Annotated in this window: 14 protein-coding genes; 3 read left to right on the top strand and 11 right to left on the bottom strand. The window is 54.4% G+C overall.

Annotated elements, in window-relative coordinates:
- Nucleotides 1-49: 49 nt before the first annotated feature.
- From ACOOHD_RS01060 to ACOOHD_RS01020, 9 genes are all read right to left on the bottom strand, one after another.
- Entirely contained in the window at nt 50-1,039 is a 990-nt protein-coding gene (locus ACOOHD_RS01060) for a hypothetical protein (RefSeq protein ID WP_420459717.1), read from the bottom strand.
- Nucleotides 1,040-1,103: 64 nt separating this feature from the next.
- Nucleotides 1,104-2,822 carry a SusD/RagB family nutrient-binding outer membrane lipoprotein gene (locus tag ACOOHD_RS01055; protein WP_420459716.1) on the bottom strand — a complete coding sequence of 573 codons (1,719 nt, stop codon included), beginning with the start codon at nt 2,820-2,822 and terminating at the stop codon, nt 1,104-1,106.
- 35 nt (nt 2,823-2,857) lie between these two features.
- A complete protein-coding gene (locus ACOOHD_RS01050; protein ID WP_420459715.1) occupies nt 2,858-6,052 on the bottom strand; it encodes a SusC/RagA family TonB-linked outer membrane protein in 3,195 nt (1,064 codons plus the stop codon).
- A 436-nt stretch (nt 6,053-6,488) separates the two neighbouring features.
- Nucleotides 6,489-7,235 carry a hypothetical protein gene (locus ACOOHD_RS01045; RefSeq protein ID WP_420459714.1) on the bottom strand — a complete coding sequence of 249 codons (747 nt, stop codon included), beginning with the start codon at nt 7,233-7,235 and terminating at the stop codon, nt 6,489-6,491.
- Nucleotides 7,236-7,334: 99 nt separating this feature from the next.
- Nucleotides 7,335-8,690, bottom strand: coding sequence for a SusD/RagB family nutrient-binding outer membrane lipoprotein (locus ACOOHD_RS01040; protein ID WP_420459713.1), 1,356 nt, complete (start codon nt 8,688-8,690; stop codon nt 7,335-7,337).
- A gap of 84 nt (nt 8,691-8,774) precedes the next feature.
- Entirely contained in the window at nt 8,775-12,035 is a 3,261-nt protein-coding gene (locus ACOOHD_RS01035) for a SusC/RagA family TonB-linked outer membrane protein (protein WP_420459712.1), read from the bottom strand.
- A gap of 318 nt (nt 12,036-12,353) precedes the next feature.
- Entirely contained in the window at nt 12,354-13,067 is a 714-nt protein-coding gene (locus ACOOHD_RS01030) for a pyridoxine 5'-phosphate synthase (RefSeq protein WP_420459711.1), read from the bottom strand.
- A 142-nt stretch (nt 13,068-13,209) separates the two neighbouring features.
- Complete coding sequence (locus ACOOHD_RS01025; RefSeq protein ID WP_420459710.1) at nt 13,210-14,478, bottom strand: NYN domain-containing protein; 1,269 nt, start codon at nt 14,476-14,478, stop codon at nt 13,210-13,212.
- A gap of 312 nt (nt 14,479-14,790) precedes the next feature.
- Nucleotides 14,791-15,327, bottom strand: a complete 537-nt coding sequence (locus ACOOHD_RS01020) for an RNA polymerase sigma factor (RefSeq protein ID WP_420459709.1) — start codon at nt 15,325-15,327, stop codon at nt 14,791-14,793.
- 213 nt (nt 15,328-15,540) lie between these two features.
- Between ACOOHD_RS01020 and ACOOHD_RS01015 the strand changes: the two genes are divergently transcribed.
- Together ACOOHD_RS01015 and ACOOHD_RS01010 are read left to right on the top strand one after the other, a co-directional pair.
- Nucleotides 15,541-16,068: a helix-turn-helix domain-containing protein gene (locus ACOOHD_RS01015; RefSeq protein ID WP_420459708.1), complete on the top strand. Its 528-nt coding sequence runs from the start codon at nt 15,541-15,543 to the stop codon at nt 16,066-16,068.
- Between the two features lie 24 nt (nt 16,069-16,092).
- The gene (locus tag ACOOHD_RS01010; RefSeq protein WP_420459707.1) at nt 16,093-16,983 is read left to right on the top strand and encodes a DMT family transporter; all 891 of its coding nucleotides are present in this window, start codon (nt 16,093-16,095) and stop codon (nt 16,981-16,983) included.
- Here ACOOHD_RS01010 and ACOOHD_RS01005 read toward each other — a convergent pair.
- The gene (locus ACOOHD_RS01005) at nt 16,951-18,780 is read right to left on the bottom strand and encodes a hypothetical protein (protein WP_420459706.1); all 1,830 of its coding nucleotides are present in this window, start codon (nt 18,778-18,780) and stop codon (nt 16,951-16,953) included. The genes ACOOHD_RS01010 and ACOOHD_RS01005 overlap by 33 nt on opposite strands.
- A gap of 75 nt (nt 18,781-18,855) precedes the next feature.
- Here ACOOHD_RS01005 and surE point away from each other — a divergent pair, with 75 nt between their 5' ends.
- The gene (surE, locus tag ACOOHD_RS01000) at nt 18,856-19,701 is read left to right on the top strand and encodes a 5'/3'-nucleotidase SurE (protein ID WP_420459705.1); all 846 of its coding nucleotides are present in this window, start codon (nt 18,856-18,858) and stop codon (nt 19,699-19,701) included.
- Here surE and ACOOHD_RS00995 read toward each other — a convergent pair.
- The gene (locus tag ACOOHD_RS00995) at nt 19,698-19,991 is read right to left on the bottom strand and encodes a hypothetical protein (protein ID WP_420459704.1); all 294 of its coding nucleotides are present in this window, start codon (nt 19,989-19,991) and stop codon (nt 19,698-19,700) included. The genes surE and ACOOHD_RS00995 overlap by 4 nt on opposite strands.
- Nucleotides 19,992-20,107: the final 116 nt, after the last annotated feature.

The following is a 20,107-nucleotide window of genomic DNA, read 5'->3' as shown; positions in this document are numbered from 1 at the left end:
GTAACACCTTACCGGAGTTACCCTCTTCATGATCGCAGCGAGGAGGTCGCTAGTTCTTCGTAAACACCAGACTAAAGTCCATGCCGGGCACCCCACAGCCGCCATCCGTCTCACCGAAGTCGGTGTACTCGATGGTGAAGGTTTGATCATCGTCAAGATCAAAGCTGGCAACGTTTGTTTGCGTAGCAGCAATCGAGCCTGTTCCACAACCGGCTCCTGAATCAATCGCTGTAGATCTTACTTCATCGCAGGCAAAATCGAGAGTCACTGTGCCACCATCAAAATTGTAACCGGGGACGGCGTAAGTCCCTACGGCGAAGGATCGACGCGTTGTCGAACCTGGTACCAGTTCCAAATTAACCACGCGACTGAAGGGGGGATTGCCTAGTGCTTGCACAGGTTCATCAAAGAGATCAAACTGATCGTACACGTAACCGTAAGTTATGGTATACTCCCCAACAAATTCGTCGTCACCGAGCGGGCAGGTAGCATTAATATTGAAATCAAAGATGCCTTGAAAAGCACTTGTCACGGCGGAAGTGGAGTTCCCTGCGCCAAAGACACGACCGTCTTCCTTTTCTACCTCCGACCGAATTTGGAAACGGTCACCAGAACGTACCGAATCGAGGGGTACCCCGGTAAAATCAGCTACTTCGGAAAAGGGAATTACTACATCGACCCCTAGATTTCCGTTCGGACCGGCCCGAAAGTCGGAAGGGGTGTAGGTACGGAACAACTCCGAGTTAGTTGAAAAATCCTGTCGCCCGCCCCCTAGGCTGTTGTCATCAAACGAAACATAAACGCGGTACTCCGCCACGTCCTCTCCTCCGGCGTTGTCGACGAAGTCAACCTCCATTTCGTAGGCCGAAGATGAAAGATTAGCCAGATCGAACTCACCGGTGCGTAGCTCCACCAGTCGGGGAAAAGCACCAAAGAGCAGGGTGTCCTGGGTTACAATTGGAGTTTTGTCCTCATCCGCACATCCAACTGCCAGAAGCAGAAGAAGCAGGCTGAGTACTATGGATGATTGAGTATTCATATTATATTATTTACGCGCTGCCACCGTAAAGTGACATGGCGACCGAATCAGTTAGATGAGTGGACTAGTAATTGCAGCTAGCATCGTTGGTATCCCAGAATACCGGTTCGGTGAAATTACCCTTTTGCTCGGCATTCAGGTTACGATTGATGTATACCGAAGGGTATAGTGCCGAACGAATAAATGGACCCGGATTAGGATCAATGCCTGGCTGAATGTTACGAGGTAAGCATGTGCGCCGGTACAAATTATAAGCCTCTAATCCATTTCCGTACAGAGCGATAAGGTATTCACGTGCGACAATAGCCAGTTTACCCCCATCGTCTACAGCGTCATACTGATCCATCACGAAGTCAATATACTCTGTGACCATAGTGTCGGTTACGTAGGTATCTTCAACGGTGACCTCCACGGGTACGGTTGCTATGACCTCACTACCGTTGACCTTATCTTCAAACTGCCGGACTCGATCTATAGACAGTTGTATCCCATCGGCCAGTAATTCGCGGGCGTCGCCATCATAGCTACCGGTAAGCGCCGCTTCTGCTAGAACGAAGTGGGTGAATGACGCTTGCCAGATTGGTTCAATCCCTCCTCCCTGAGCTCCATCGGTACCATCACCACTCTGCTGTCTATTGGTAGTTGCGTCGTCGTAGAGACCACCAGCAGGATATAAGCCGAACAGGGTGCGATACTGCCCATCCGGGGGAATACCGGAGCCATTTAAATGATCCCGCCCAAAGTAACTCATTGAATAACTACCTAGACAATAAGGAATATCCTCACTAACTGCCTCGTACTGGGGGGGTAACACGTCTGGGTCAGGAAGTGAGGTAAAAATACAGTCGAACGCGTTTGGATCCGCAGCAACAGCGTCGGGGAAGACGTTTCGATCTTGACGGTAAAAGTAGTAGCGTGTCCGGGGATCAGGGAATCCTTTCGACTCAGCGAGAAGCCACATATACCAGTTAGATTGATAAGCTCCATCCTCAGCTTCGTAACTGTCATTATAAAATGGATGACGATTGTTAGGATTATTACGGTTTGTCCCGTACTTCCATTCCCAATTTTCATTGTTTTGATCGATGAGATCTCCGTCATCGACAAGCGACTGTATGCTACTACCCCCTCCAACCAGCCGAGTAGTAATTGCGGCCCGGAGCTTTAATGTACGCGCCAATGTTTCCCAACGAGACGCGCTGCCCCCATAAAAGTTATCATATGCAATATCAAAATCAGCGGCTGAATCAAGCTGAATGATGGCTTCGTCTAGCAGCGCAACGGCTTGAGCATACACATCCGAACCTGGGTCTCTAGTTGGATTTAATACTCCTACTTCGGATCCTCCCTGCCCCGCCTCAGAGTATGGCACATCACCAAAAAGATCGACAACCTGCATGTACACATAGGCCTTCATGATTTTAGCTGAAGCGGCAGCGGCATCTAAACCAAGTGGCTCCACAATGTTTATAAAGGCATCAGCATCTGGCAAAAACTTAGCGTATATATCACTCCACATGCCATCAAATTCAGTCGCCTGGTGCGTAGCCGTATAGGTGAATCCTCCCGTTTCAGCATCCATTCGAGCTAATCCAGCAGCGAAGAAGTAAGGGTCGTTTTGTACATCGTTAAAAGTTAACTGTACACTATTGTACAGTGATTCAGCATCTGCCTCACTTGCATCAACTCCGTTAGGATTAACAAGCAATTCGTCAAGGTCGGCGCAATTGCTGAATATAAAAACAGCGCATAAGCCAAATACAATTATTTGAAGCAATTTCATAGATAGGAATGCTTTTAGTCGTTATCGTCAGTTGATTAAAATGTCAGGCTAAGGGTAGCGCCAAACTTCTTAGCGGTAGGTCCCGTCAGGAAGTCAAAGCCTCGACCGTTACCCACCCCGAGTGACAGTACCTCAGGGTCAAAATTTACTCCTTCTGGAAAGTTGGGTGCGTTGTAGAATAAGTTCTCTCCAGATAAACGGACACTAAGTGTACCAAATGGTGTACGATCTAGCAAGCTTGCGGGTAGTGCATAGCTGAGCGCCACCTCCCGTAGACGGATCACTGTACCATCGAAGATGAGCCCCTCATCAGCATTAAAATAGGCATCGAAGAAGTAGTCACCGGCGTAGCCCTGGATAGTATTTGGTTTGCCCTCAGAATCTTCACCCGGCAGGATAAGGGGCAAAAACCGATCAAAATCTGTGTCAGTTGTCAATCCACGAGCAAGCATTGTTCCGGTAGTGTAGGATAGAATATCCCCACCATCGATATAGCTCCACTGCCAGAAGAGACTAAGCCCCTTATAGCTAATAGTGTTGAGCCAATTCACGGTAAAGTTAGGGTTTGGATCGCCGATGATGTCAATATCATTACCTGGCTCGTAGGAACCAGCAGTATTCACCAGTAGTCCGCCATTGGGCCCCCGCTGATAGGGGATTCCTTGAATAACCCCAAAAGGCTGCCCGGCAATTGCAAAATTGCCAAGGTTTGAAAAACCTCCACCAAATAAGACCTCCTCCACTCCTGAAGTGAGGTTCTCAACTATATTTTTATTTTTAGTGAAGTTGAAGGTGGCATCCCAAGTGAAGTCACCACGAACAGGCACTAGATTTAGTTGAGCTTCAATCCCTCGGTTAGATACCTCGGCAGCGTTGATCTGCGTGGTAGTAAATCCTGTTGAGGGGTCCAAAGGAAGGTCTACTAACAGATCGCTGGATTGCTTATCATACAAACTTACATCGATACCTACTCTGTTATCGAAGAACCGTCCTTCGACTCCTACTTCAATCTCACCAACCAACTCGGGCTCAAGTTGACGGTTACCCAATCTCGTACGCAATACACCTTGATCTAGAGCTTGAACTGAGTTAGTGTTGAGGGTAGCCCCTTCTGGAGTTTGTGATATATTGGTACGAGCGCCAAGAATAGTGCGGGTTGTGTAAGGATCTGGAAATCGTGCAGAAGAACCGTAGCCAACTCGAAATTTCAGGTAGTTGACCAGATTACTTTGCTCCAAGCCGGCGAATGCATCCGTTGGTACGAAGCTTACGCTTAAGGAAGGATAAAGTATAGAACGCTGGTCTTTTTCTAGGGTAGAACTCCAGTCATTTCGCGCTTGGGCCGTAACGTAAAGGAAACGGTTATATCCAGCAGTCAAACTAGCGTAAACACCCCGGTACGCCTCCTCTTGAATGAATTGGCTACCGATGTGCTGGATGAAATTGTCCTGTGTAAAGAGACCAAAAATGAACTGCTCGGTTGAGGCGACGGTAGTTCTGTTGAACTTATCGCTCCGCTCATTATAGCCTACGACGCCATTAAGGTTAAACGTCTCACTAAGGTCCTGATCAAAGCTAATATTTACTACATGGTCAACGATCGTGTTGCGAAGATTGCTTGACCGCAGTGAGCCATCGGGAACTTGTGATCCCCCTCTATTAATTTCTCGACGGTTCTCCTGGGTATAGGCATCTACACCAATGCGGTATTGTGCGGTAAGCCAGTCTGTAAAATTGTACTGGACGCTAACGTTACCGAAATAACGATTGATTTGCTCTTGGTCAAACATGTTATTTACCCCCCAGAGCGGATTCTGAATTGCGGAACCTCTGCGGTAATAAACCTGACTTCCATCAATCGGATTTTGGTAGGGTAGTCCGATTAGGTCAATGGATCGTGGCGTGTAGAGCAGATTGGCAAAAATAGACGGGTCACCTGCGGCGGGGTTGGATCCATAATTAAATGAGGCAGGCGGTGCGTCCCGATTGCTACTCACTATGTTGAGGCTTGATTGAATACGAAGTCCGTTATCCAGATCAATGATACCACCTAGACCGGCATTATGCTTGGTGTAAAAGTTGTTGGGAGTGAACCCGGTATCGTCTAGGTAACTATAGTTCGCGTTAAAACTTACTCCATTGCCGAAGTTGCGGTCCACGCTGATACTTGTATTGAGAACAGTTCCGGTTTGAAAGAACTCACGCACATTATCGTACGGGCGGTAGTCATACCGTGCACCTTCAAATTCAGGAAAGGCTGCGTTATACTGCTCTTGATCAAGTGGATGCTCTACTGTACCATCTTCTGCGATACCATTCTGTCCACGCACGTCAAATGCTGGTCCCCAGTTGGAAAAAAACCAACCGAAGTTACCTGAAAATCCGTTGCCGTAAGTGTCCTGGTAGTCTGGTAGGTTAGCTACCTGAGTCCGAGCATAACCCTGACTTACATTGACCTCAAAGCCCTTTTGGGCCTGCGCCCCGCCCTGACCATTTTTAGTTGTCACCAAAATCACGCCGTTGGCACCTTGCTCACCATAGAGTACTGTAGCAGAGAGTCCTTTGAGCACGTTAATCTCAGCAATATTGTTTGGATCGAGGTCTAAGAATCGACTGGAAGCCGTTGCTCCGCCCGACTGTGAGTTAGCGTTAGCGTTTGTACTCGAATTGAACGGTACTCCATCCACCACAAAAAGCGGTTGGTTGGTTCCATTGATGGAGGAGTAACCCCGGATGATGATGTTGGTACCCGATCCAGCAATACCTGAGGTTTGGGTGATATCGACACCGGCAGCTTTTCCGCGCAGGATACGCCCGATGTCTGACTCAGCACGATTTTCTACCTCTCCGGCACCAATAGTGGCGACCGAGTAGCCCAGCGCCTTCTTCTCCTTACGGATTCCTAGGGCAGTCACCACTACTTCGTTGAGTTGACTAGCGGACTCGCTAAGCTCAATAATCACCTCGCTAGAAATTCCATCAATTGGATACTCGAGAGTGGAGTAACCCGTGTAGCTGACGATCAGAAATTCAGCCGGAGTCGGAGCTTCGAGAGTAAAATTGCCATCAACGTCCGTAACAGTGCCAGAAGTAGTCCCCTTTACCAAAATTGAAGCTCCAATTAAGGGTATACCCTCACTGTCGGTGACCGTACCACTGATTGCCCGTTGCGCAAGCGCAAGACTAACCGTGAAGCTGACAAGCATAAGTACTAGTAACAGTCTTTTCATACTAGGTGTAAATTGAGTTGATTGCTAAGCTAAAGAGACACAAGAAATCTGTGCATCGCAAACGGATTGCTATCCGTCCGATTCCTTTCGGGTTCGGTGTGTGGTGTAGTTGGCGCAGGTGATTGATAAGGTAGGGTTGCATGCTGACGATAAGACCCCTGCACCGAAGTTGGACCTCAACAGCCCAATGTGTAAACGCAAAGTTAAAATATTTTGCTGCCTGTGCAACTCAAACTATAAATATTTTGTCATCGGGGCCAGCCACCGTACCATCAATTGGCACTCTTTAGCTTCCCAGAACAGACTCTTTAAGAGCCTACTCCAACTTTGATTCCTGACTGAGACGCTGCTACCAAAGCATATACCCCTCTGTCTACTCGATCAGAGGATACACTTTATGTAGGGAAGGCGTGGTGAAAGAGAGCCATGCCGGCAATCACTCCCGAGTCTCCAAAAACCGAAGCAAAGCTACGTAGTCCGCCACCTCATTCCTGAGCCGTTCGCGCTTGGCATACTGCGCACCACGACTTCCGCGGTCCAGGTAGAGTGCGTTCAGCACATCGGCCAGCCGGTCGATCTCGGTACTACGCGGACCGTCAATAAGGTACACCCGTTCCGTACGCTTGAGGGTCTTGTGGGCTTCACGGGTATCGAACATGTTCTGCTGGGGAGGGTCCTCCCATACCGTACTGTGGTTGATTAGGAGGCGACGGTCGGCATTGGCGTAGACGACCTCGTATAGCTGGGTGCCCTTAATACGACCCACGGGGTCGAAACCGGCGACGAAGATGCGATCTTTGGCGTCAATCACAGCCTGTACTACCTGGTTATCGAGATCGTATACTCCACCTTCTATTTTTACCTCGATCTTTTGGTCAATCAGGCGTACGCGGCCTGGGAGTTCGTACTCGTCTCCGTTTTGCAGGATGACGGTAAGGACTTCAAAATTTGAACTTAGGTAGGCTTTTTCGGCGTCGACTTCGTAAAGGGGGGTAGGATTACTGATGTAGAAGGCACCGCCGCTAGTTAGCGCCGCATTAGGATCGCGGGCCGTATTGAACATGGTCTGACGGGACTGATCCTTGAATAGAGGCTGCTCGGTAAGATCCGTCGTCGATCCGCTCTGGCAAATTACTAGACACGGCGTACTTAGCGCAATTAGTGTTAGGAACAGGTATTTCATGCAGCGGAACTTCAACTTCTTCAAGGTACAAAATAAGAAGCGGACGCCCCGTAAGGATGCCTCCGCTTCTTGACAAGAACTGGTAGAGCTACCGCGGCACTACATGTTGATGGGAGTAGGATCATCCAGTGTTTTGATTCCTGGGAAGCTGCTATTCGAAGACCGTTCAACGGAGGGGTACAGGAACCGCTGGGCCGGTGTGGTGCGTCCGTCCAAGTTCGTACCAATTATGTTGTTTGTACGAATAACGTCGTAGAAGGTGGGGGTACCGAAAACGCTGACAAACTTTTCCAAAAGAATAGCCTCTAGCAAGCTGTTGTCGTCATCGAAGTCCGAGTCATCAAAATCCTCATAGTCATCCGTACCCATCAATTCATCCCAGTAATTGCGAGCATTGTTAAGCGCCTCAATAGCCAGCTCGCTGTCACCCGTACGCTGAGCGGTCTCAGCAATAATGAGCTGTACTTCGGGATAGCTAACAACTGGAAAATCCTGGTCCGCGGCAAAGTAGCCACCGGGGTTAGTATTGAGTCGTAAGAAGCCACCAGCAGTGTAGGTGTAGAATGCCAGGCGGTTAGCATCATCGGTCTTCGCATCAGCGCGGGACACGGCACCACTATCCTGAAGAACTCCGGTCAGATAGCTGCCTGTGAAGGTCAGGTAGTCACTACGCTGTTCCGCCTCAAATTGGAAGAACAGGTTTTCGGCAAAGTTCGTAGTCGTGTGAATGATGCGTGGTTCGTCCTCCACCTCATCAAAGGATTCCTGAGCGGCGGCAAGTGCGCCTTCGTAGTCGCGTAAAATGAGCAGGTAGCGAGCCTTAAGACCGCGCGATAACTCCTGCCAAGTGGCTTCTCCAGTGAGTACACTGTTGCCTCCAGTGATCGCAAGCGCCGGGGTATTAGTCGTGGGGTTGGCGGCGGTGTTATCAAACCCTTGATCGAGTAGAGCAATGGCGGCTCTGAGTACTGATTCCTGAGAGTCGTATACTGGATCAGGGAATTCAGTCGCTTGATTGGCCTGGGTATAGGGCACATCGCCAAAGAGAGATGCAGCCTCACCGGCGTAGAAAGCCTCGGTGATTTGAGCGATCCCAAGCAAGCCCGTAGCATCCTCGGCGCTCGCTTTTTCTTGTGCGATCTGAGAGGGAACAATACCGTCGCGGTAAAGGTCTTCCCATACCCCATCAAAATCAGAATCATCTACTTTATAATCATCCTGACTGATATACTGCCGGTCCGAACCCGTGAATTGGTCCGTCCACATCCCGGCAATGCGCGCAGCTTCCGACTCGGCGATCGAGGCCATGTTAAGTACGGAGTGGTTCACCAACAGGCCGGTGCTGATGTCGGTGAATTCGTTGGGGTTAATGTTTAGATCTTCGACTACGGATTCACAGCCCAGAGCCCCGACCAGTAAAACGCCGGTAAAGGCGATAGAACGAATAAGTTTCATGCGTTGATTTTTATAATCGTGGGTAATTCACCCGGCGGCAAGCATACTTGGGCTTGCCACCGGGGAGAGATGAATTACGGCTGATTAGAAGCCAAAGTTGAGATTGAAAAGGACGGAACGGGTGCCGGGGTTAGTGAAATAATGTAGTCCACGTCCCTTAGAAGCTCCCGTCAGATTGGTATCCGGGTCAGCCCCGACAAAATCCGACCACAGTACCAGGTTACGGCCCGTAACACCCAGGGTCACGTTGGTCAGTCCGATGTTACCAAGCAACGTCTGGGGGAGCGTATAGCTAATGGTAGCCTCCCGTAGGCGGGTCCAGGAACCATCTTCGATGAATTGTTCTCCAACGGGTCCAAAGCCCCCTCCGGTACCCAAGTACCAATCTGCGGTAACCGCTACCGGTCCGGCACCAAAGTCCTCAACATTGCCCCGAAACTCCGTACCGGCAGGAACGGTGTAGCCAGAAACTGTCTGTAGATCCTGGTCAGACACGGAGATATTAGCCGTATAGGGATCGATGCCAAAGTAGCGTAGTACGCCTAGGGTACCGTTCCACATGTCCTGACCCTGGGCGGTTTCAAACAACACACTAGCCGAAAGGCCCTTGAAACTAAACTCAGTGCCTAACCCGCCCCGCCAGTCTGGATTGGGATCGCCAATTACGCGTTGGGTGGGACCGTTAATTGGAAAACCGTTCTCGTCAAGTATGTAGTTACCGGCATCGTCCCGTGCAAATGCACCACCGTAAAGCGCTGCAAAGGGTGCACCCTCAACCACGGCCGAAGAGGTGGAGGTGAAACCGTCAAGGATGTAGCGGCTCACACCGGGCAGGCTCTTTACCCGATTTTCATTGCTGGTAAAGTTGCTAAACACACGCCAGTTGAGATCATCACGACGGATGATGTTGTAGTAAGCGTCCACCTCGACGCCCTTATTAGTGATCTCGGCTGCATTAGAGTAGATCGTTGAGAAGCCAGAACTTGGGGGAGCCTCCAGGGGTAGGATACCGTCACTGGTGGTGCGATCATAGTAAGTAACATTTAACCCCAGACGGTTTTGCAGGAAGCGCGTATCAAGGCCTACCTCAATTTCCTTTACGCGTTCGATAGTCAGATCAGGATTACCCTGATTGGAACCCCGGCGGAAGGTACCCCCGTAGTTCGCGCCGTCAAGCAGGTCACCCCAACCCGGCGCACCGGCATTAGAAGCAATGAAGGTGTTGCGGTTCAGGTATAGATCCGGCTCAATACCTACCTCCCCGTAGCTAACGCGAGCCTTGGCAAAGCTGAGCGCCTTAGTGCGGTCATCGAAAAGCTTATAGCCGATACTGGCTGAGGGGAAGAAAAATACTTCATCGGGAATGGTAGCTGTGCGCTCGGCACGACCGCTCAATTCGACCAGTAGATCCTCGATAATGGTGAAGTTGAGCACGCCAAACACGCCATTTTTCCGGTTGCGGGAAAGAAACTGGTCGGTGTCCTGGTTCGGCGCGGTGGCGTTTTCGAGAATGAACTCCTGATTTGGGGAGTTGAATAGTAGGTTGGCAGCGGTTCCCGTTAAGCGCTGATACTCATTGTCATACAGGTTGTATCCGAACGTATAGCCCAGATTAAAACCTTCGGAAATATCACTGCTTCCGTTTAGGATGAGGAAGAGGTTCTGGGTCTTTTCCGTGATCTCATCACGAGAAAGGGAACCGAGCGCGAAGTCACCTCCACTATTTACCGGGAAAACGGTCCGGCGCTCGTCGGTATAGTAGTCCAGGCCGTAGCGCACCGTAGCCGTCAGATTAGGTAAAATGTTCCAGTTGATTTCGGGGGCAACTAGGAAGCGGTCTACCTGATTGGGGTTCTGCTGCACATTGATCGTCCAGCCCGGGTTATTATACGCAGGTGCCCGGTCGCCGAGGTAACGACGGTAGCTGCGCTGTCCGGGTCGGCTCAGTCCGTCGGCACCGGTGTACACCCCGGAATAATCCGTGTTGTCAAAATCGGGGGACCCTCTGAGGTAACCAAGGTACAGACCAGCCAGGTTGGAACCCGTCTGGATGCGCTCGGAGCTGATGCCTGAGTAGCTGGTATTTACCCGAATGTTGAGGTTCTCGACCAGGTTAAAGTCCTGGTTGATCCGTACCGTCGTACGCTTGTAATCGGAGTTTCCCCTGAAGATGCCCTCCTGATCCAGCCGGCTAAGACTGAAGTAAGTGTTGGAGTTATCTCCGCGATAATTTACGCTCAAATTAGCGTCGCTGGTGTAACCGTTTTGAAAGACCTGCTCGCGGTTGACGTCGTTATAGATCGTGCGGTCCCCTTTTTCTGCTATGGGGTAGTAGACGGTACCGGTTTGGTCGCCGGTAAAGAATGCACCACTGGTGTTAACTACATCCTCGCCGGAACGATCGGCAATGCGATCACCATAGCTCAGGGAAGTGTTGGGAACAAAGGCCCCGAACTGATCAAAGGGCAAACCTTCATATTCTGGAGTGTTGGGATCGTCAAAACCTGTCTCGTTCACTCCCTGACCGAAGACACTCTGTTTTTCGTACTCCCGGTTTACCTCGTCAACCGAAAAGCTGTATCCCCCGCTTACGCTAAAGCGCTTGCCGGCCGTACGTCCCCGCTTGGTCCGGATTACAAGCACTCCGTTAGCTGCACCGGTACCGTAAACGGCCGCTGCGCTAGCACCCTTGAGTACCGTGATACTCTCGATGTCATCGGGATTGATGTCGTTAAGACGGCTCTGTTGGGTTACTCCGGCGACACCGCCACCTATTGAGCTGTTAGAGATCGGAACACCGTCCAAGATAATCAGTGGGCTAGCGTCACCCAGCACAGTATTCTGACCACGAATCTGAATGTAAGCACCGGCACCAGGGTCACCCGTGTTGCGGGTGATGTTAAGACCGGAAGTCTTCCCGGCAAGCCCTTGAACTACTCCGGTTTCCCCGGAGCGCTGCAGTACATCCGTTTCAATGAGCGTAGAAGAACTCAAGTCCTCATCCCGCCGCCGCTCAATACCAAGGGCGGTCACCACGACCTCCCCGAGCTGGGCGGCATTCTCCTCCAGCACAATGTTGTAGCTGGATTCGTTGCCCACAGTAACATTCTGAGTAGTAAAACCGGTATAACTGACGACCAGGGTGGTGGCATCTTCCGGTACGGCCAGGCTAAAGTTGCCGTCAATGTCAGTCACCGTTCCGGAGGTGGTGTTCTGCACCAGCACCGAGGCACCAATCAGGGGCTCTCCGTTGGTATCGAACACCGTACCAGTCACGGTACGTTGTGCCAGCGCAATGCTGCAGGCGAAACCGACAAGGGCAAGCACGAATAGAAATCGTTTCATGCGAATGTGAAGTTTATTTGATTAAAAGGCTGTGATGGGTAAAGTGAAAATGGGGGGGCAAATGCACGCCACCCTTAAGCGTTGTGGGGATCAGGTGTCTTGACACCGTCGGGCGGGCCGGCTGAAGTCAGTTCGTACATGAAGACTCGTAAGCATCTTCCTCAGCCAGGAGGTCAGATATTCGGTAAAGGGAACGCAAAGTTAAAATATTTCGCTGCCTGAGCAACCCAACTACATTTTTGGGCGTCCCTGCCAGTGCCAAATTACCGATTGGGCAAGGACGCTGGTGCAGGATGTGTGGAACGAGCAACAACTGATCTACCCCAACCGCCCCAAGTACAGCTGCACCGTATTCGCCAATCCATAATACAGCGCATCCGACACCAACGCATGCCCGATGCTAACCTCCTGCAAATCAGGTAGTTGCTCGGCGAAGAAGGCCAAGTTATCCAGGTTCAGATCGTGGCCGGCGTTGATACCTAGACCCAGTGAAGCGGCGTAGCGGCTCGCCGCGGCGAAGGGGGCTACGGCAGCTTCCCGATCCTCCGCATAGCCCTCCGCGTAGGGACCGGTGTAAAATTCGACACGGTCGGTGCCTACCTCCCGGGCCCCGTCGAGCATGGCCGTGTCGGGGTCGATAAAAATGGAGGTACGGATGCCGGCCGCCCGCAGTCGGGCGATTATTGGTTTAAGCTCCCCCGCCCGGGCTACCGTGTCCCAGCCGTGGTCGCTGGTGAGCTGGCCGGGAGCGTCAGGTACCAGAGTAACCTGATCCGGTACGCTCGCCAGCACCACGTCCAGAAATTTTTCGGTCGGATAGCCCTCGATGTTCAACTCGGTAGTCACGATTGCTTTGAGCGCCGCCACATCGTCATAGCGGGCATGACGCTGATCCGGTCGCGGGTGGATGGTAATACCCTGGGCGCCGAAGCGCTCGCAGTCAGCCGCTACCTGGAGTAGGTCTGGGTAGTTGGCGCCGCGGCTGTTGCGGATGAGGGCTACTTTATTGAGGTTTACGGAGAGCTTGGGCACGGGGCAAAGGTACGATGCTGCCTCCGGCCCAGTACAATGCTGCCTCCGGCAGCGGTAGCAAAATGCAGCCTCTGGCTGCGCTGGCTTGCATCGGGGGCGCGGCCGGAGGCCGCATTGTACTACCGCGGCCGGAGGCCGCATTCTACTCCTCTTCCAGCGCCACATCCAAGCCCTCCAGCCGCTCAGCTTGCTCAGGATTGCCGGTAAGCGCCAGCGAAAGCGCTACATAGTCAAGCGGTCCATCCAGGTTGTTGCCGATGCGGGCCAGCATGAGCTGAAAGTAGCGCTCCTCGATGTCTTCGAGACCGGTGATCTCCTCGTGGAAGCCGATGGTATCGTCAACGGAGGGACGGAAGAGGAAACATTTGAAGAGGACCTGCCGGATCTTCTTGACCTCGGTCATAGACAGGGTGGGGAAATCCTCGCGTAGCAGGCGCAGACACTCCTGGTCGATCTCGGAGAAGGAAGCAAAGGATACGTCGTCGGCCAGGAAGCCGGCGTACACGTCGATGCCCTCCCACATGACTACAGGGTCGGGCATGCGGATACCCTGCTGGGAGGCCACACGCAAGTAGTAGTTGGCAAGCTGCTCGGCATCGGGGCGTTCGGAGGCAGGCTGTTGCTGGGCGTGCTCGCCGATGAGGCGGTACTCGGGCTCCTGCTCCCCCTCCCGGTGACGCCGTTCGAGGAGGTCCGACTGATCGCGCAGGAACTGACTGAAGGCCTCGTAGCCCAGCATTCCCTCGTCGAAGTCAGGGTCCTGCCGGATGATGGCGGGCTTGATGCGTACCTGCTGCACCCAGTCGTTGCCGTAGTAGCGGGAGAGCTGGTTGATGGCCACGGTAAGCAGGTTACGGGCCTGTTCGGTGGAGAGCCCGACCGTTCCGTTAGCCGATCCGGTGTAGAGCTTGCGGCAGCCCAGGCGGTGGTAAAAGCGGAAATCGTCGCAGCTCTCGATCCAGAAGTCGTCGGTGGCGGACTCCACGCCCAGACCGATCAACTTGGCTCCGTGCTCATGAATGACCTGCCGCAGCTGCCGGTACTCGCTACCCCCCCCTACGATAAAAATTTCCTCGGCGTGATCCGGAGCGCGTAAGTAGCTCAGCAGGTCGGAGCTGAGCTGGCGGTAGACATTGCTGTTGCCCTGTTTATTGGGAAAGATCTGGGCGAGGTCGATGAAGGTGTCACTGAGCACCTCACCGTAATTGCCCAGGGCGCGCCAATCGGCGTAGGCACGGTTATAAACCACGCGGCCTGCGTCATCCAAGTAGTGCATAAGGCATTCTACGTCGATGATTTCCGGCTGGGACACGGAGGTAGGCAGCCGGGAGGGCTGGCCGTTATTGGCGGCGGTAAGGAGGGATGCGTGCAACTGTGCAAAATCCCAGAAGATAGCTAAACGAGTAGGCATACGAGACGACGTTAGTAACGCCATTCCTACTTACACTCCTAGCACACGGCCATAGGGTTACCGTGCGCGAACGAACGTTTGATGGGGAGTTACCCGGGCATAAAGCCGGATGGTATGGTGTTTTTATGGGGGGAGTACGGACCAGAAAATGGGGCCGAAGCGATTAACGCAATGTGTAGTCGTTCAAAGTGTAGGCAAGAATGGTAGGCCGTAAGGTACGTCAGTTCGTACGAACGCGTACCCTACGGCCCGTGAGGATTTGTTCTAACCCACTACAGGCGGGTTGTGTTTATAGCATAATCCGAGGAAAGATCAGGCTACGTTGCGCTCGCGCATCACCTCCTCGTACATCTTCTGCAGCTTTTTGCGGGCAAAAAAGATGCGCGACTTGATGGTACCCAGGGGGCTGCCGAGTTGCTCGGCGATCTCGTCGTACTTGTAGCCCTGGTAGGCCATGAGAAAGGGCACGCGAAAATCATCCGGTAGGCGGTCGACCAGCTCCTGCAACTCGTTGAAGGTCACCTCGCTCTCCCCGTCGTTGACGACGGTCTTGTTACCGCTGTTGATGTAGTAGTTGTTGGGCGTCTGATCGATAATGAGGTTACGGCGCACCTTCTTGCGGTAGTTGTTGATGAAGATGTTGCGCATGATCGTCACCGCCCAGGCCTTGAAGTTGGTGCCGGGGTTGTACTTCTCCGCGTTGGTCATGATGCGCAGGGCCGTATCCTGGTAGAGGTCTTCCGCATCGTTCATGTTACCGGTCAGTTTGAGGCTGAAAGCCCGCAGACTATTGGTAATAGTGGAGAGTAGGTCCTGAATATCTTTCTGTTGTTGCTTCGTCGCAGTCATCGTTTCGGTTTTTGGGGCCCCCTGTAAAATTTCTTTACAAAATTAGTCCTTGTTTACACATTGTGCAACTTGGAACGGCCCATTGTGTAGTAGATAGATGCAATTTTTGTACCAAAGGCTGTATATAATCGACCCTTGCGTAAAAAAATTTGACACTTTTCAACCACTACGGTCACCGAATTGTAAACTGGGTACAACAGCCGACCTACTACCATGAACGCCAAGGAATCCGCACCGCCCGCCCTTCGCGAGGACCAGCTGCCCAACTACATCGCCTCCAATCTGCGGGTACTGCGCCGTCAGGCCGGCTGGTCGCAGACCGAGCTCGCCGAACGCGTGGGTCTCAACCGCGGCAACATCGCCAGCTACGAAAGTGGGTCGGCCGAACCCAGTATTTGTAAGCTACTGCGCATTTCCAATGTGTTCGATATCACCACCCGCGACTTTACGCGTCGCGACTTTTCCGACCCCGCCGAATTAGCCCTGGCCCGCAGTGCGCACCACGCCGAGCGCGAGCAGGAGCAGGCCCGTTTTGCCCAGTACCGCCGCCGCCACACCGAACTGAGCCAACTGGTTGAGTCTTCGCACCGCCTATTCGAGCACAAACGGGCCAGCCTGAAAAAACCCTGCAAGGAGGCCGAGCTGCTGGCCGCCCATTACCTGCAGTTGCAGGACCTCAGTCGCCAACTGCTTCACGAGCACGAGCAGCTCTTGCAGGAGGTCGAGTGTCAGTATAGTTAAGCCACCCTGGCAGCCCCTGACACAATGGCTTACACCGAACAGCGGGCCTACCTGGAGCTGCACCTAGCGGTTTTTCTCTGGGGCTTCACCGCCATTTTAGGCGATCTAATTCAGCTCTCGGCCCTCAACCTAGTGTGGTGGCGGGTCTTTCTTACTAGCCTCAGTCTGATCTTCTTCGTGCGCATCGGCAAGCTCGTGCGGGAGGTGGGTCTACACCGTTTCCTGCTCCTGGCCAGCATCGGTACCATCGTAGCCCTCCACTGGGTGACCTTCTACGGGGCCATTAAATTAGCCAACGCCAGCATCGCGCTGGTCTGCATGGCTACTACCTCCCTCTTTTCCAGCGTTCTGGAGCCGTGGATCGTAAAGCGCCCTTTCGTGTGGTACGAGCTCCTGCTGGGCGTATTCATCCTGCCCGGCATCTGGCTCATCGTGGATGGGGCCGACGCGGGTATGAACGTAGGCATCCTCGTAGGACTCACCTCCGCCGCCCTAGTCTCGGTCTTTACCAGCCTCAACAAGAAGTACATCGGCAGCAGCGATCCCCTGCGTATCACCTTCATCGAGCTGGGGGCCGCAACCCTCTTTTTGGCCCCCTTTCTCTATTCCCTCGGCGGCGACAAGTTCTGGCCCGCCCCCCTCGACTGGGTCTACCTGCTGGTTCTGGCCCTGCTCTGTACCACCCTCACCTTCTTCCTTTCCCTGCGCGCCCTGAGCAGGCTCTCCGCCTTTGCCTCCAACCTCACCGTCAATCTGGAACCCGTCTACGGCATCTTTCTGGCCTACTTCCTGCTCGATGATGCCCAGGAGCTCAGCCCTAATTTCTACTGGGGCACGGCGCTGATCCTGGTGGCCGTGTTCGGTTATACGGCGGTCGTGCGGCTAGTCCGACGGCGGCGGCAGTTGCTGGTTTAGCCGCAGGGCGGTCTCATAGTTTTGCTTCGCCCCTTCGTTATCCGGCTGTAATTCCAGCGCCCGGCGGAAGTACTCCAGGGCGGCCCGATTGTCGCCCCCGATGCCGCTTGTGATACCGAGCAAGCGCAGGGTTTCGTACTGGTTAGGCACCAGCCGGTCGGCCCGTAGCAGGTATTCCTTGGCCCGTACCAAGTCGTTTTCCTCCTCCCCCACCCGGCGGGCGGCCCGCTGTAGCGCGATGGCCAGATTACCGTTTACTGTTTCCCCCGAAAGCCCATGCTGTAGTGCGCGCTCATAGTCTGCGATTGCCGCTGCGTGCTCATCGAGTAGTAAGGCCGCGTTGCCCCGCAGTAGGTAGGCATTGCCATAACGGGGGTGGATGGCCAGGGCACTATCGAGTCGGGTTCGGGCCGTGCGGATGAGGTACTGCGCCCGTTCCCCATCCAGGTCCATCGTCTGCGCGCGGTCGAGCATGGCCCCGGCAGCCGCATTGAGCAATTTGGCACTCCGCGGCTGGCGCAGCACGTCCTCCGTAAAGAGCGTATAATTATCCCGCCACACCTGGTTTCTACTTACCGTCAGTCCGGCAAACACAACAACGACCGGCACCACCACCCACCCCTGTTTCGGCCGCAGCGCCAGCAGACACACCACCGCCAGCATAGCCCCCAGCGAGGGCATAAAGAGGAAGCGCTCACTCATAAAGGTCCCTACCGGAAACCCCACGTTACTCACCACCGAAAGCGTTATTAGGTACAGCAGCACCCCCAGAGCAACAAATTTAGGGCGGGCACGCAGGTGCAGGGCCGCGTAGAAGAGCAATCCCAGGTGGACTACCAGACTCAGTAGCACCAACCCATTCGTCCACCCCTTCAGCGTGATCGCCGCCGGGTAGTAATCGTGCACCAGCCCCACCGGTACGAAGAGCAGCTTTAGGTACAACAGTAAGGTATACAGTACGGTAGGTTGTCGCTCCCAGAAGCCCAGGGGTACCATCTGCCCGTTCACCTCCCGCAGGAAGGGGTTGTTCATCAGCTCCAGCGCAGGCTCCCCCAGCCCCCACCCCAGTACGCTGCCCCGGATCATTAGGTACAGACCGGCGGCCACCCAGATCGGGCCCACGTACCCGTAGCCCCCGCCCCGCGCCACGTACAATGCCACCGGGATCACTAAAGCGAAGGTGATGGCATTCTCCTTGGCCAGACAGGCCAGTAGTAACAGTATTGCACCTGCGACCCCGCCCCACCTGACCTGTCTTCGCTGCGCCCATAGGATGCTCCAGGTCGCCCCGACCGCACCCAGCAGCGCCATGATCTCGTCCCGCCCCTTGATGTTAGCGACCGCCTCGGTGTGTAAGGGATGGGCCGCGAAGAGTGCCGCCGTAGCGAGAGGAACCCACCAGGGCAAGTCGTGCCCCCGCAGCAATTCACGCAGCATACCCCACACCACGACCACCAGCACGGCGTACCAGAGCACGTTGAGTAGGTGATGCAGGAAAGGACCGGAGCTCAGCTGCTGCTCTACCGCGAACATCGCCAGGGTAAGGGGCCGGTAGCGTCCCCCGGCCACGAGGGCCCCCCGCTCCTGCTCGCCGAAGAAGCCGTAGAACGAGTCGTGGGTAAACAGCGCCGGCCAGCCCGCCACGCCGCGCTGTACCACGGTATTATTGGTGATCACGATGGCGTCGTCGAGCGCGAAGTCGTGCCCCAGCGTATTGGCGTAGAGCAGAAAACCAAGCGCGAAAAGGCTTATAGCCTGAATGCGCGCCTGACGGTACCACGGCGGCTTGGCGGACATACGGCGAAGATAGCCGGCCCCGGCGGCAACCCCCGACGGCCAAAGCCCGTTGCAGGGGTTCACCCCCTAGTACCTATGAGCGAGCGCCGCCCCCTGATCCTGGTTACGAATGATGATGGTATCACCGCCGGTGGCATCGCCGCCCTGGTGGAGGTAGCCCGCGAGTTCGGCGACGTACTGGTGGTGGCCCCCGATAGCCCGCAGTCGGCCCAGGGACATGCCATCACGATCAGCATACCGGTCTTTGTGCGCGAGTCCGAGGCGCTGGGCGATAACATCGAGGCCTACGAATGCAGCGGCACCCCGGTCGACTGCGTAAAACTAGCCAAGAGCGTACTGCTCAACGGCCGTACCCCCGATCTCTGTCTTTCCGGCATCAACCACGGGAGCAACGCGGCCATCAACATCCTGTATTCCGGCACCCTCTCCGCGGCCATGGAAGCAAGTCTGGAGGGCATCCCCAGCATCGGCTTCAGCTTCCTGAACTACCGAGCCGATGCGGATTTCAGCGTCTGCCTGCCCTACGTGCGCCGGCTGGTCGACTTTGTGCTTACCAACGGCATGACCGAGGGCAGCCTCTTCAACGTCAACATCCCGGACCTCCCCGCCGAGCAGATCAAGGGCCTACGCGTCTGCCGCCAAGCCGAGGCCCGCTGGGTCGAGGAATACACCCGCGCCGAAGACCCCCGTGGCCGCCCCTACTACTGGCTCACCGGCCGCTTCGTCAACGAGGATACCCGCACCGACACTGATGCCTACGCCCTGGAAAACGGTTACGTGTCCTTGGTACCGAGCCTGCACGACCTGACCAACCTGCGAGCCCTCGACAACCTACAAGCTATCGAGGCGAGTCTGCAACCGCAGGGCACCCCGGCCACCACCAGCGCGCCGAGCAAAAAGCAGCAGCTCGAGCAGTTCTAGCCGTTGAGTAGCTCGCGGCCATACACCCAGAACCAGACCGCGGCGAGTACCATCACCCCGATCATCAGTCCCTTCATGGCGCGGGTGCGGTAGGTGCGGCGAAAGACGTTCATCGGTAGCACGTTCACGCAGATCGCCAGCAGGGCCAGGGTACGTGGCTTGAACACTACGCTGCGACCAGCCGAGACGCTAAACCAGTCCCCCAGCTGCAAAAACAGGAAGTAGGCCACGGCGGTCACGAAGACGGATACGGCCAGGCCGATCCAGAGGTGGTCGTTGCGGGGGATCATGGGCGGGAAGCTTTGCCCACTACAACGACCGAGTCGGGGGCAGCGTTCATCGCCCGAGCCCGGCCTCCCGTCGAGAATGGCGGGGGCGGACTTAACTTAGGCTCCCCACTCCGTGT

The organism is Neolewinella sp., assembly GCF_965214665.1.
Classification (GTDB): Bacteria; Bacteroidota; Bacteroidia; order Chitinophagales; family Saprospiraceae; genus Neolewinella.
The sequence above is the reverse complement of the archived record's forward strand: the minus strand, read 5'-3'. Positions and strand labels throughout refer to the sequence as shown.